The organism is Lactiplantibacillus daoliensis, assembly GCF_005405005.1.
In the GTDB taxonomy this organism is placed as follows: Bacteria; Bacillota; Bacilli; order Lactobacillales; family Lactobacillaceae; genus Lactiplantibacillus; species Lactiplantibacillus daoliensis.
In genome coordinates this window covers 254652-268683 of the sequence record NZ_BJDH01000001.1, presented here as the reverse complement: position 1 = coordinate 268683, position 14032 = coordinate 254652, and the positions used below count along the sequence as shown (strand labels likewise).

At 43.8% G+C, this 14032-nt stretch carries 13 protein-coding genes; 5 read left to right on the top strand and 8 right to left on the bottom strand.

Going from position 1 to position 14032, the window contains the following annotated elements; translation table 11 throughout:
- Window position 1: 1 nt before the first annotated feature.
- Entirely contained in the window at window positions 2–1531 is a 1530-nt protein-coding gene (locus FFM64_RS01325) for a Ppx/GppA phosphatase family protein (protein ID WP_137606194.1), read from the bottom strand.
- Window positions 1532–1742: 211 nt separating this feature from the next.
- Window positions 1743–2552 carry a LicD family protein gene (locus FFM64_RS01320; protein WP_137606193.1) on the bottom strand — a complete coding sequence of 270 codons (810 nt, stop codon included), beginning with the start codon at window positions 2550–2552 and terminating at the stop codon, window positions 1743–1745.
- A gap of 188 nt (window positions 2553–2740) precedes the next feature.
- Here FFM64_RS01320 and FFM64_RS01315 point away from each other — a divergent pair, with 188 nt between their 5' ends.
- Window positions 2741–3217 carry a MarR family winged helix-turn-helix transcriptional regulator gene (locus FFM64_RS01315; protein ID WP_137606376.1) on the top strand — a complete coding sequence of 159 codons (477 nt, stop codon included), beginning with the start codon at window positions 2741–2743 and terminating at the stop codon, window positions 3215–3217.
- A 304-nt stretch (window positions 3218–3521) separates the two neighbouring features.
- Here FFM64_RS01315 and FFM64_RS01310 read toward each other — a convergent pair whose 3' ends face one another.
- The 3 genes from FFM64_RS01310 to FFM64_RS01300 form a co-directional block, all read right to left on the bottom strand.
- Window positions 3522–5009, bottom strand: a complete 1488-nt coding sequence (locus FFM64_RS01310; RefSeq protein ID WP_137606192.1) for a glycoside hydrolase family 1 protein — start codon at window positions 5007–5009, stop codon at window positions 3522–3524.
- Window positions 5010–5170: 161 nt separating this feature from the next.
- Window positions 5171–5914 carry a MurR/RpiR family transcriptional regulator gene (locus FFM64_RS01305; protein ID WP_137606191.1) on the bottom strand — a complete coding sequence of 248 codons (744 nt, stop codon included), beginning with the start codon at window positions 5912–5914 and terminating at the stop codon, window positions 5171–5173.
- An 87-nt stretch (window positions 5915–6001) separates the two neighbouring features.
- On the bottom strand, window positions 6002–6163 hold the full coding sequence (locus tag FFM64_RS01300) for a hypothetical protein (protein ID WP_137606190.1): 162 nt from the start codon (window positions 6161–6163) through the stop codon (window positions 6002–6004).
- A gap of 226 nt (window positions 6164–6389) precedes the next feature.
- Between FFM64_RS01300 and FFM64_RS01295 the strand changes: the two genes are divergently transcribed.
- Both FFM64_RS01295 and FFM64_RS01290 read left to right on the top strand, forming a co-directional pair.
- Entirely contained in the window at window positions 6390–7697 is a 1308-nt protein-coding gene (locus tag FFM64_RS01295) for an NCS2 family permease (protein ID WP_137606189.1), read from the top strand.
- Window positions 7698–7817: 120 nt separating this feature from the next.
- Window positions 7818–8141 (top strand): hypothetical protein, encoded by a 324-nt coding sequence (locus FFM64_RS01290; protein WP_137606188.1) that lies wholly within the window; start codon window positions 7818–7820, stop codon window positions 8139–8141.
- A gap of 646 nt (window positions 8142–8787) precedes the next feature.
- Here the strand turns inward: FFM64_RS01290 and FFM64_RS01285 are convergent.
- Window positions 8788–9378: an NAD(P)H-dependent oxidoreductase gene (locus tag FFM64_RS01285; protein ID WP_137606187.1), complete on the bottom strand. Its 591-nt coding sequence runs from the start codon at window positions 9376–9378 to the stop codon at window positions 8788–8790.
- 99 nt (window positions 9379–9477) lie between these two features.
- Here FFM64_RS01285 and FFM64_RS01280 point away from each other — a divergent pair, with 99 nt between their 5' ends.
- Window positions 9478–10041 carry a Crp/Fnr family transcriptional regulator gene (locus FFM64_RS01280; protein WP_137606186.1) on the top strand — a complete coding sequence of 188 codons (564 nt, stop codon included), beginning with the start codon at window positions 9478–9480 and terminating at the stop codon, window positions 10039–10041.
- Window positions 10042–10078: 37 nt separating this feature from the next.
- On the opposite strand, the gene FFM64_RS01275 is transcribed toward FFM64_RS01280, so the two are convergent.
- Complete coding sequence (locus FFM64_RS01275) at window positions 10079–10804, bottom strand: SDR family oxidoreductase (RefSeq protein ID WP_137606185.1); 726 nt, start codon at window positions 10802–10804, stop codon at window positions 10079–10081.
- A 122-nt stretch (window positions 10805–10926) separates the two neighbouring features.
- Here FFM64_RS01275 and FFM64_RS01270 point away from each other — a divergent pair, with 122 nt between their 5' ends.
- On the top strand, window positions 10927–11262 hold the full coding sequence (locus tag FFM64_RS01270) for a winged helix-turn-helix transcriptional regulator (RefSeq protein ID WP_137606184.1): 336 nt from the start codon (window positions 10927–10929) through the stop codon (window positions 11260–11262).
- 63 nt (window positions 11263–11325) lie between these two features.
- On the opposite strand, the gene FFM64_RS01265 is transcribed toward FFM64_RS01270, so the two are convergent.
- Complete coding sequence (locus FFM64_RS01265) at window positions 11326–13878, bottom strand: YfhO family protein (RefSeq protein ID WP_137606183.1); 2553 nt, start codon at window positions 13876–13878, stop codon at window positions 11326–11328.
- Window positions 13879–14032 lie beyond the last annotated feature (154 nt).

Sequence of the window (14032 nt, the reverse complement as noted above, 5' to 3'; positions counted from 1 at the left end):
ATTAACGTACCCCCCGACGTTTAATCACGGGTGTCAGGCCAAAGACTTCCTTGAAGAACTCAGCCTTTTGTGAAAACACCCAATTTTCTAAGAATAGGTCATCGTGCGCATAGCAAGTGATGATGACTTGTGGATTTTTAATGGAAACGGAAATTTTGCTGATCTTTTGGCGCCGACCATCATCCAGTGCATCAGCTAATCGCAAAATTGCCGATAATTTTGAAACGACTAAACGTTGTTCCAAACTCATATGTTCAAAATGTTTAATATCTTTGGATGGCGTTTGCGCACTATGGTAACGCGCAATTGTGGCAATCGTTTGTTTCTCGTCATTTGTCAGGCCTGTTAACTCGGTCGCCCGTAAGATATAGTCTGAATGCATATAATGTTGATGAGGATCAATATAGCTCCCTACATCATGCACGATTGAAGCCACTTGTAGCAAGAGGCGATCACGTTTGCCAAGGTGATGGAGTGGCTTGAGTTGATCAAATAAATGCATCGAGAACTTAGTGACTAAATCGCGGTGCTTAGGTTCAACGTTGTAACGATCCGCCAAGTTTTTAGCGGCTGTCACGATTTGATCATTGAAATTATATTTTTTGTAGCCCAATTTGACGGCTTCTTGAATGATCAAGCCATCTAAAGCTGTGACATTGCCGAGCCAAATCGTTTCGGCGTTAGTCAATTGTAATAATTCATTAATTAGGAGTAGTTCCGGGATGATTAGACGAACATCGCCTTCATCAACTTCATACTTATCCATTAAGTATTGATCGGATGCGTTGATCACATCGTCATATAAAGTCTTGAAGTCAGCCTTGCTTAATTCTTCGACGCCGGCTTTTGACTGTTGGCGTTGGAATAAATTAGAGAAGGGAGCCACCCCTAACATGACCACATTACTAGGTTGTTGGCGAGTTTCAGGTAAGAAACGGCCAAAGTCCGCGATCTGACTTGAAATGTAATCGTCCAAGACTTCAACATAGTTTGGCACACTGGATTGGAGATCTTCGAGGACTTCGGCAATCCGAACAGGACCAAGGCGGAGACTTCGTGAAAACGCAAAGGTTCCTTGGTCGTAGTGTGAAATCCCAACACTCCCAGAATTAATTCCCAATAAGTAGGTCGGGGCTTGGATCATTTGTTTGAACTTTGGAAAATGAACGGCGACAGCGGCCGAACGCAAGTATGTTTCTTGGCTACTAGAAAGCCAATCGATTTTCAAACCAGTTCGAACGAGCAATTGGTCTTGAATGTAATCTGCATTGTTTGCCGTTGACAACGACCATGATCCCCACAAATGGTAGTCGCTGACGCCGTAATCGTGCATGATTTGAATAAAGCCAGTTAAAGCTTGCGTGGCTTGTTCGACGGAATCGTAGTCAATGGTGTGTTGATCATAAATATCTTCACCTAATGACACGTCAGAACGGACACGCTCAACTTGGCGTAAAGTGCGTAGATTGACGATTGAAAGCTCAATGCTTTGGACATTGATCATCATAATACCGAATAATTTTGCTGCCATGTTGATCCCCCGTTTGAGTCTTTTGATGCGCAATCCCTGTGTTTTCTCACAGAGTGCCCGAAATTGGTTTCTCTCAGTTTAACATACGCAAGCGCACGTAAATTTCCATCAAAAAGACGTAAAAATTTATTTATTCGTGTAAAGATTTAGTTAAAACTAAAAAAGCGCAGTCCAGCAATAACCGAGCCGTTTCTGAACTGCACGAGTGGGCCTATAAAATTTCTTTATTATTAATAATTAGTTTGTTCAGATGCTTTTCAACTCGTTGGTCAGCTGGTGGTAACGCTAGATAGTCACCATACATGCGCGTGAGAATCTGATCATAGGCGCTTGGAATTTTGACCTGTAGCGTTTCAAATGGTGCGGTCTGTAATTCAGTTAGCTCGGCATATGATAGAATTTCTTTGTCATAATCATATTGAGAAGCCAAGTTTTTATAGGTTCGCGAGTCCGATTGTTCGTATAAACGCATGTAACCTTCACGATCCTGTTTTTGGGCATTCACTTCGGCGAGTTGTTGCGCACTCTTCTTGCGAATGATGTCCCGTAACGGCGTCTTAACAAAGTTATAGTTTAGCCGCAGTAAAATCGCCGCATCTTCAAATTTAAAGTGCATCATTTGTGAACGGCGTAAGGCGTCGTCATTTGGAATTTTATCAAATGGAAAAATATCCACGAAGACGCCTTTAAATGCATTGTTGACGTTGTTTTTCTCTTCAATATAAGTATTGACGTCGAGCAATTTCATGTAGCTGAGACCGTAGTCTGGATCACTCGCGCCAGTTTGTAAAAAGGTCTTGTTAGGGTCGAGATAGCGATTGGCGACGGTAATAAAGCGTTGGTATTCGCTACGGCGCATGCCGATGTCGATATCGTCATCCCATGGAATAAAGCCATGATGGCGAATGGCACCCAGCAGTGACCCACCGATGAGAAAGTAATCGATATTTTCAGCGTCGCAGATGTTGATCACAGTTTCCATGAGGTCTAATTCGACCTGATGTAACGGCGAGAGAGTCATATTGTCAGCCCCTTTTCGTAAGCGTTTCCTCAACTTCTATCATACACTTTGTAAGCCTGAATTGTTAGGCAGGATGCTTTACATAGGAAAATCCGGGGAAAGTGCAGGTGATTCTGTGCAAATTGGTTAAAGGCGTGTTATATTCTAAAAAATGCTAACAATGCAAATTTGAAATGATGGTGAGTGCAATGACGAATGCTGATTTGAGCAAATTATTAAACAACTATTTTGAGGCTTATCAAAATACAACCAAGATTATGGCGGACTTGGTGGCATGGCCCTTGACTCAAAATAAGCTGTCGTTTGAACAGTTCCTGATCCTCCGGCGAATTGCGACAACGGATGCGGTAACGTTAAATGATATTGCGTTGCAGCGGCAAGTAACGCGGAGTGCGATTTCACGCCAAATTAAGGCGTTACTGGCGCAACATTATGTCTTTCAAGTGCCAGATCCGCAAGACCGGCGGCGACTGTATCTACATTTGACCGAAGCCGGCCAACGTGTGGAAGTCTTAGTCAGTTCTGCGATCACGGCGCACTTTGACAAATGGGTCGATAAATTGGGTGAATCACAGATCAACGAAGCGTTAACGATGATGGAAACGATTAGTAACCAAGTCATGCAACTTGGGCAAACCGGTGATGATGATCTGCATTATCGGTAATTAGTCCATTGTTTCCACCTGCCGTTAAATAACTTCACTTTTAAGTCTGATTTCATTATTTGAAAATTTTCGAGTGATTCATAATGCTGATTAAAATAATCTTAGTTACTATTTCAACCCAACCAGAGTGACAAATTAATGATGAAAAAAAGCAGCCGATTTCAACGATTAATTGAAATTGGCTGCTTAACTATTTAGAAGTGGCGGTAATTACTGGGCCAACAAACCAAACTGGCTGGGGTTGTGTTTGCTGGTTTGTGATATCAAAAGGGTCGGGAAACACACCCAGTCAATTAACACCAAGTTAATTGCTCAAATCGGAACCGTTATTGGCAATGACTTTTTGATACCAATAGAAGGAGTCCTTGGGTATCCGTTTCAAACTCCCATTGCCAATGTCATCACGGTCAACGTAAACAAAGCCATAGCGTTTCTTCATTTCCCCAGTACCGGCGGAAACGAGATCGATGCAGCCCCACATGGTGTAACCCATCAGGTCAACACCGTCAATGGTTACAGCATCACGCATTGAATTTAAGTTGGCTTGTAAATACTTGATTCGATAATCATCATGAATTTTTTGATCAGCTGTCAATTCATCCGCCCAACCGATGCCGTTTTCCACGATCCAGAGTGGTTTGTGGTAACGGTCGAAGAGGGTATTGAGCGCAATCCGCAAGACATCTGGATCGGTTGCCCAGCCCCAAGCATTGGTTTCTAGGTAAGGGTTTTTAACACCAGTCATAAAGTTGCCGGCAGCATCGCCCTTATCTTCATGAGTGGTAACCGTATTAGAGCCATAGCAAGAGAAGCTTAAGAAATCTGCTGGGTATTTCGCCAACAAGTCGTAATCTTCAGGACGATCATCAAGTTTAATGCCATCACGCGCATATTGGTTGAGTCGATAGTTAGGATAATGACCACCCGTTTGCACGTCGCTGTAGAAGAGTGTGGCCTGCTGCTGGAGTTGTACTTTGAGTTGGTCAGCTGGATCAGCGGTATAGGCGTAGAGCGGACTGTAAGCCAGCATCTGACCAACTTGAATTTTAGGATCAATTGCATGGGCGGCCTGAACGGTCAAGGCACTCGCGACAAATTGATTATGCGCTGCCTGAGCGCGGTTTTGTGGTGAGCCGTCAATGACACCACCGGCTAAGAAAGGCCCCATGTCCATTAAGTTGATTTCGTTAAAGGTTAACCAATATTTGACTTGATCGTGATAGCGGTTGATGACTAACTTCGCATATTTGACAAAGAAGTCAATGACTTGACGATCAGCCCAACCATTATATTTGATGGCAAGGTTTAACGGTGTTTCATAATGAGAAAGTGTGACTAAAGGTTCAATGTGATATTTGTGACATTCAGCAAAGACGTGATCATAGAAAACGAGTCCAGCTTCATTTGGTTCCGCGTCATCCCCATTTGGGAAAATTCGCGACCAATTGAGACTTAAACGGAAAGTTTTGAACCCCATCTCGGCCATTAACTTAATGTCTTCAACATAGTGATGGTAAAAATCAGTCGCGGTATGACTTGGATAGTATTCGTTGTCAAGCACTGCGGGATTGGTTCCAACTGGGACTTGGCGTTTGTCTGTGGCAAAGCCGAAATCCGTGGCACCAGTCTCACCAGTTGTTGGATTCTTCCAAGTCACTTGCCGGGGATGATCGTAAGCACCAGCAGTCATGACATCCGCCGTGCTGAGCCCTTTGCCATCCGTTAAATACGCGCCTTCAAATTGATTGGCAGCAGTTGCGCCGCCCCAAAGAAAATTAGTTTTAAATGCCATAATTGGCCGCCTTTCGTGCGTGAATGCTTCACGTCTAACACAAGTTGATGGCCTAATTATAAGCGCTAACAATCCTACTGCATAGGCCTTTATCTGTTTTTGATAAGTTGTACCATCAGGTTGGAACAACGGCCTATTTTAAGTGGCTTTAGAAGCGCTATTTAATGATGTGGTAATTGTGCTTGCCGTCGAATTGTGCGGGCGAGGGCTTCTACGATGGTCATTGCGGGTAATTGACTCGTTAAATCATAGTGACCATGAATGCGACGTTCCGCAGTATGGTACGTGAGGACAGTGGTGCTGAGTTTCGCAATGGGGCTGTCACGATGGCCCGTAATACTGATTAATGTGACGGTGGGGTCATTTTGAAATTGTCGTAACATGCCTAAAACTTCTGCGGCCTGACCAGAAACGGACAAGGTAATTAGCACGTTTTTCGTCGTCTGTTTGAGTTGTGGAATCAGCGGGTAGTAGGGATCGGTCACAGGGAAACTGTTGACACCTAAGGTTGAGGTCAAGCGGCTGGCATATTCGGCGACATTTGCTGAGGAGCCAGTCCCAGTGAAGATGACATTATTAGCATCTAAAATTCTGTGGGCGACCGTATCTAAGTCTCGTTGTAGTGTGCTTGGGAAAGTCTCCGCTGTCAGTAATTGGACACCACTTTCCAAATCAGGTGAGGCTTCAAGTGATTGTTTATGGAAGGCAATCCTAAATTCTGGGAAGCTACTATAACCCATTTTCTGGACGAAACGCATTACGGATGAGTTAGAGACGTGGGCACCAGTTGCGAGATCACGAACGTGCATCAGTGGAATATTGGTTTCATGCGTCAAAATGTAGTCATAGATGGCGACATCGACACCAACCAAGGTTTTAGCGTCATTGTAACCGAAAAAAGCCATGTCAAAAAAACTCCTTTAATAAAGCGATTACATTAATTATACACAAACGCGCGTGAGAACGGTCATATTCTCACGCGCGTTGCTGGATTAATGTTTGAAGAAGTTGCAATAGACGCCTTCACAAGCTTCTAAAAACATACCGATGCCCATTAAGTACATTGCCGCCATGTTATGCATGGTGAAAACTAAATAGAGTAGGACTGAATATAAAATTAAGAAGAAAATTGCACTAAATTTGGAACTTGCCATTCTGATCATCCTCCAAATTTTCTAATGATAATCGAATTGTAACCACTTACAGTTTAACGCTAGTCGATTATTTTTAAAAATAGAAATAAATTTATATTTAATTAGTTAGTGTTCGGATATTGCTTTTAATCATGACCGATGATATTATAATAACTATGATAAATAAAGAAAACACGAACATTTACAAATGTGCATTTTCTGTTATTTCAATTATCTGGAGGAAATTATGAATAAGATTGCGGCATATTTTAATTTTTCAGAATTAAAAACCAATTGGCGAACTGAAAGTTTAGCTGGTTTGACAACTTTCGTTTCAATGGCTTACATTCTTTTTGTTAACCCGAGTGTCTTGGGGGCTTCGGGGATGAGTCGAGGCGCCGTCTTTACCGCGACTGCGTTAGCTTCAGCGTTGGGCTGTTTGTTGATGGGGTTAGTTGCGAAATATCCAATTGCGATTGCCCCGGGGCTAGGGGTCAATGCCTTCTTCACTTATTCCGTTGTCATTGGGATGGGCGTAAAGTGGGAAACGGCTTTAGCCGGTGTCTTTGTTGCTTCTGTTATTTTTATGATTATTACGCTTTTCAAGTTACGGGAAATGATCATCGATGCCATTCCGCGTGATATGAAATTAGCTATTTCCGCTGGGATTGGTTTCTTCATTGCCTTTATTGGACTTCGTGGCGGTGGCTTGATTATGCCTAATAAATCAACCGTTGTTAGCTTGGGATCGTTGACTGTCGGGACGACTTGGTTAACGATCTTTGGCTTGATTGTGACGTTGATCTTGATGAGTCGCAAAGTTCCTGGTGGAATCTTTATTGGGATGGTCTTAACGTCAATTTTAGGTTTGGTCAGTGGCCTAATTAAGATGCCAGCTCATTGGGTTTCAGCAGCGCCGTCATTAAAGCCCACCTTTGGGGTCGCAATCGCGCATGTTGGTGATATCAATAGTATTCAGTTGGTGATTGTCGTTTTAACCTTCCTATTAGTCACATTTTTTGATACGGCTGGGACGCTAGTTGGTTTGGCTGAACAGGCTGGGTTTATGAAAAATAATAAGATGCCACGGGTTGGGAAGGCTTTGATGGCTGACTCAACGTCGATGTTGGTAGGTTCTGTGTTGGGAACGTCACCAACCTCGGCTTACGTTGAATCTTCCACTGGGATTGCGGTGGGTGGTCGTTCTGGCTTTAGCGCGGTCGTCACCGGATTACTATTTATTTTAGGATTGTTCTTCTCACCATTATTGAACGTGGTGACGAGTCAGGTGACTGCACCGGCTTTGATTATTGTCGGGGTCTTAATGGCCGAAGCGCTCAAAGAAATTCACTGGGAACGTTTTGAAATTGCCGTGCCGGCTTTCTTGACGGTGATTGGGATGCCCCTAACCTATAGTATCTCGGATGGGATTGCCCTTGGGTTTATCACCTACGTGATTACGATGGTGGCGACGAAGCATGCTAAGGAGATTCATCCATTAATGTATGTCTTATTCTTCGTCTTTATGATCTATCTTTGGATCTTAAATATTTAACGATTATTACTAAAATCACCACCGGGGTTAGGTTAACCTTGGCGGTGATTTTTTGGCTAAATCATTATTGAAAACGGTTACATCGGCGCGTATACTGAAGACAACGAGGGGATGATTAACATGGTAAAAAAGGTGAATATTTACGTCATTTCGACGCTGGGATTTGGCTATGTTGGTATGGTTCCGGAGACAATGGATGCAGTTAATCGGGATAAACTGCAAGCAATATTGGGCTCAGATTATGAGGTCAAAACAGAGGCAATCAAGGGTGAAAAAGTGACCTTTGACTCCAATGCGCTGAACATCGTGCCAGCCAGGTTGAAATCTGGCTACAAAAATATTGAGACGACGTCAGTGATGTTTGATGATTATGACTTGTATGCAGAAAATGGCCGTGAAGTCTTAGCCTCAAAAATCAAGCGTTACTTCGCGCCTGTTAGGTAACCTGCAGTTTTAGAATTTGATTAATTTAACTCAAAAAGCGGTTCAGTGATGAGGTCGATACTCATACTGAACCGCTTTTTTAAGCCAATTTCCAAAGGTTAAAAGACTCAAAAGCATCACAAATGTGTAACTACTACGTCTAAAGTAGACTTACCTAAATTGAGCGCTCCGTCAGTCAAAATCGGTGTGCTGTGGGGGACGGCGCCAGCCAAGGTACGGTCTGATGCCTCAATTCCAAGCCGACAAAACACGTCTTTGAATTGCCCCGCGAGATTTAGTCAGCCAAGAACGTCGACTAATCTCGCCGACACTGCACACCGATTTTGACTGACTCCGCTAAACGTAACTAACCGGAAGCGGTGGTCATCGACTAGTTTTCATAACCTGATTGTTGACGTAGTCGTGCAAACCAGCAATTTTTAACTTTCAATAGTTAGTTAATTTTTTCCGGCAAGAATGGTGGTTGTCAAGTATTTGTTGTGCTAATTTGAGAAAGCCACTGTGGCCGGTTCCTCAAATCAGCTGATTTATCACGATAAATATTGCATTGTCAAAATCTTTAAATCTTGAATCAAGCCGTTTGTTGTGTTAATTACGAGGAGTCTGTTCGCCAAGGGTGTCTATTTGTCTATTAATTATTTTCAGCTTACAACTTAAAGTTACGCAAAATAGCTTCTCGTTCTGCTAAGGATTTTTTCTCAATTTGGGCAAAATTTTGCCATTTAAATTGCCAGAGCCGGGTCTTCAGAAAGGTACCGCGAAAAAGTAATTTTGCGAGTGGGGCACCGAATAACAAGCGATAGGCCCAATTGGGGGTACTCATGGTTGTAATGATCTCAATCTTTGGTTGCTTGCTGAATTTTGTTCGCATTGATTTGGCGTCGTAAAGTTGGCCTTTGGCGTAAACTTTGTCTAAAAAGCCCTTGGTCATCGCCGGCATGACTTCCCACCAAACTGGAAACATGAAGATAATCCGGTCGGCCGCGAGTAAGCGCTGTTGATAATCGGCGACTTGTGGATCAGTTGGTAGGCCACGGCGCCAGTTAGTTAAATCTGCCGCAGACATGACCGGATTAAAGTGATCAGCATGCAAATCCATTAAGTCGATCGTGTCCCCGGCTTGTTTTAAGCGTGCCAGCACAGATTTTAAGAGTGCCGCTAAAAAGGAACGATGGTGGGGAACGTTGTCACTAGCGGTTGCGGTGTACGGATGGTCAAAAATAATCACGGTTTTCATTAGTCAAAACTTCTTTCGTTAGTTAATAATGGTAGTATAGTGACAAATAACGAACGCGGCATTAACATATGTTAAGTCGTTTGCAGAAGGTGATTGACGATGGACTTGACTGATTATTTTGCACAACAATTTCCCGCATTGATGGCGCATTGGCCGACACTAAAAAGTAAGTTTACGGCGAAAAAAGTATCCGCGGGAACAACCCTATTATCGGAAGGTGACGTGGCAACTCACTTGTATTTCATTATTAGTGGGGCAGCCCGGCTTAGTCATAGCAGTGCTGAACGTGACATTACCTTACAGTTTTTCTTTGAGAATCAGATCGTGGCATCCTTTGAAAGCTTTTACCTTGATCAACCCAGCGGCTTTGCTTTAACTTGTTTTGAAGACAGCGAGCTACTGGTTTTAACTAAGACTGATTTTGATTGGTTACGGCAGACTTATCCGGAGGTCGAACCAGAGATTACCCGATTTGTGTGCGAACGCTTCATTACTTATCGCAATATTTTCTTCAATCAACTTGAACAATCACCGGTTGAACGTTATCAAAATTTGGTTGAAAATGAACCGGAAATTTTGGACCGAGTCCCGCTGCATCTGGTGGCTTCATATTTAGGAATCACCCCAGTCTCATTGAGTCGTATTCGGACGCGGTTAAAATAAAAAAGTTGTGTCCCAAGGCGGGCACAACTTTTTTCAGCTAGCTATCTTGGCGGGTGGCCGCGATATCAACTTCGCGAATATTCACTGCTTGAGGCATTTCGTACATGAACTTCACGGTTTCTGCAACGTGTTTTGGATTCAGTGTAATGCCACCCATGGTTTGTTTCCAGGCTTCGTATTCTGTTAAAGCATGGTCATCGGTCACGTGGGTCAACAGGTTCGTTTCAGCGGCGCCGGGAGCGACGAGCATAATGCGAACATTTTTAGCGGCGACTTCTTGACGAATGGTTTCCGTCAATCCGTGGACACCAAACTTGCTGGCAACGTAAGCAGCATGATTTTGGAAGGCCTTGAAGCCGGCAATCGACGACACGTTGATAATGGTACCGTGTTCGCGCTCAGTCATTTGTGGGAGCACGAGTTGCATCCCATTCAAAACGCCCATCACGTTAGTATCAAGCATCGTTTGCCATTCGGTTGACGATTGCTTCCAAACATTACCGAGTAGCATCACGCCGGCGTTATTGATTAACAAGTCAGTCGGACCGTAAACTTTCTCCGCTGCTCCAATGGCTTCCTGTAACTCGGCTTGATTGGTCACGTCAGCGTGTTTAATCATGACTTCACCGGTGAGATTTAATGCGGCAATTTTGTCAGTGTTACGTCCGAGCAACAGTAAAGGGTGTTGGTCAGTGTTAAAAATTCTGGCCATTTCAGCTCCAAACCCCGAACTGGCACCAGTAATAACAATTAATGATTTCATTTGATTATAAACTTCCTTTATATAAATTTTCTGATTTGACGAAGACAAGAGATAAGTATAGTCTGAATTGACGATTTGCCTAGTACGCACTTTTTGGTAACTGGGCTATTGGGGGGCTGAAAATGTACGCAAATGAGTTTGATGCCACGATGCAGATGATTCGTGGTAAATGGAAAATCTTGATTTTATATGAGCTAGACGATGGTGAGGGACGATTTAACCAGCTACAACGAACACTGAATGTGACGCATAAGATTTTAGCGGAGCAGTTACAACAATTAATCGCAGACGGGTTAGTTCAGCGGCATGATTTTCATGAACAACCCTTACACGTGGCATATCAATTGACTGATAATGGCCAATCAATTATCCCAGTATTGGATACAATCTGTGATTGGGGCTTGGCTCACGTTGAACGGCAACAATTGACCAATATCTTGTGCGACGAAACTGAATAACCAAAAGGCGTTGTCAACCTAAATTGGATTGACAGCGCCTTTCTTAATTCTTGAAGTTAGAACTTAAGCCTGTTTGCGTCGGAAATAAACCAGGGTACCAAAAGTCAGCAAGCTGATCATAGAAGCTGCGATTCCAGCGCGGAACCCTGGAACATGATAAACCAATTTAACCTGGTTTTGACCGGCCGTGATTGGCACAGCCAGCATTCCGCCGAGAACTGTTTTGGTCTCAACGGTCTGACCGTTGACGCTGACTTGCCAACCGCGGTCTGCCGGAATGGTCACGTAGAGCCAGTGCTGGTTTGAACGATTGTTAACATTGCCGGTGACGACGGTTTGTGTGCCGGTAACGTGATACGTTGCTTTGAAGCTCTCCTTTTTCAGACTCTCAGTGAGTGCAATAAATTTGTTGACGTCGAGACCGGCTAAGTGAACATGTGTCCCCAAAGTCTTGCGGGTGCGTTTGACGGTTAATGTCACGATGTCGCCTTTATTGAAAGCCCCGAGGTCTCGCAGTGTCAGGTCACCATCAGCGTTAAACTTGCTTGGGACGAGTTTGCCATTGACGCGCATGGTTGAATATTTAGTTTGGCCAGCGGCGTCATCGTAGTATAAGTCGCCAGTATTGTTCAGCCGTAATTTGATTGTATGGCGCTCATGAAAAGTGGTCGCCTTCGGATCAGTCGTGACCTGATCACTTAAAATGGTCGCTTTTGCAAAGTATGGCGTGTTACTTGGTAGCAAGCTTTGCAAGATATTTTCTTGATTATCAATAGCGCTATTGGCATGCAACTTTAATTGTGCAAAGGCATCGGTCACGGTAAACCCCAAGCCATTTCGGCTCATCGTTTTCGTGGTGGACTGGCCATTTTGGCTCAAGGTAACGTCGTATTTGATGTCTAACAAGAGCGCACTGACCGGATTTAAACCTTCAGAACTGACCCGGCGAACATTTTTGCTAAATAAGCCGAGTGATTTGAGCATTAGCCGTGTTTGGTTATCAAAGGTTGAACTGTAATAAGTAATGTCATGAAAGTTGAACAACATGGGATCATTATAATTTCGGTATTCTGTATTGTAATTATAGGCTTGGTTAATCAGCGTATTGTCATTTTCAACCCGGTATAACTGGCCGTCTGGATCATTAACTGCATGCATCTGACGGTATTCTACTTGATAGGCTTTCACGAAGGTTGCTTGATTGCCCAACGGAGAATGTTGCATGCTAAGGACGCCGTTGGCGGTGAGCTCAGTGGCAACGGTTCCCGCTAATAGGAGCACTCGTAAACGCTGGTTCGTGATAAATAGAACCGCAGCGGTAACCGCAACTAGGCCCAGACTGAGTAACCAGGTCGACATTGCCAGTGGTGAAGAAGTCCCACGGCGAGCAAACCACCCGAGCGTTAAGACCGCCCCTAAAATCAGCGGTAACCCCCATTGCCAGCGATGGCCGATCTTTTCTGGCCGTGCCAGCCAAGCTTCACAGGCAATCATGACCAACACAAAGCTGACGAAGAAAGCTTCACGATAGGGGAACCCGGCCGGTCGTTGGAACATGTGCCAGATGGTATTCAGAGTGTTAATTTCCATGCTCAATAACAAGGCTACAAGCAAGCCACCATTATGCCATTTCTGTTGCCGACTGATCTGGGGATGAACAAAGTAAACGAGGACTAATAAGATCACGAGTGTACTGCTAAAGACCGTGGGATCATGATACAGGCGGGTGACGTAGTTATTAGCACCAAGGCCCAATTGGCTGAAAGCACTGAGTCCAAATTGAGGAACCGGTAAATAATAGCTGAGTTTGACTGCTGATTTAGCCGTCTGCAACATCCCTAAGCCGGTTGGAATTAAGATAAATAGCGTGCTTAAGCCACTCAAGATGGCGGTTGTGACCACCCGTCCAATTAAAGCCCGCTGTTTTTTTACTGTCTGCCAAAAGGAGCTGCCCGGTTGTTTCATCGTGACTAGTTGCGTGATGAAATAGTAAACAACGAATAGGCAAGTCATGTAACCGAGATAGTAGTCGGTCACGATGCTGACCCATAGCCACCAGAAAAATGGCCCACGACGGCCGGTTTTGACTAAGTGTTCTAAACCTTGAATAACCAGTGGTAGCCAAATGAGTGCATCCAACCACATAATCGTGAAATAGTTTAAAGCAACGAAGCCCGATAAACTAAAGGCGACGCCAAAAAGAGCAATTGACCAGTGTTCCGTTTGAAAGTGATTTTGCAGAAAAAGAGTCATGGTGAATGCAATTATTCCAATTTTGATAAGGATGATAACGGTTAGACCAGTCGGAATATTGGCTGCTGGAAACAGCAAGATGAGTAAATTAAAGGGACTTAGTAAGTAGTAGGCAATTGTTGGAAGCGCGTTACCACCCAGCGATTGTGAAAAGGAATAGAGTTGAAAGCTGTGCGTTAAAAGGGCGTGTCGATAGGCCGTAAAGAAGGATAAATACTGGCCACCTAAATCGCTGAATAGTAAATTGTGATTGCCAAACGGCGTAACGCCCTTGATGGTGAAAACCAAAGACATGATTAAGAGTGACGTTATTCCGGCTGCAATCGAGACTAGCCAACGTTTTGTTTGATTTGATTTCGACATTTGTCGCTCAACTCCAATACAGTTTAATAACAATAGTTATAGTATATGAATTTGTGAGACAAGCAACTACTTAGGTAAAACGAGAAGTTTCTGGGCTTTTTTCAGAATTACTGATATGACACAAATTGACTCGCAGCAAGGATTAGCTTGAAGT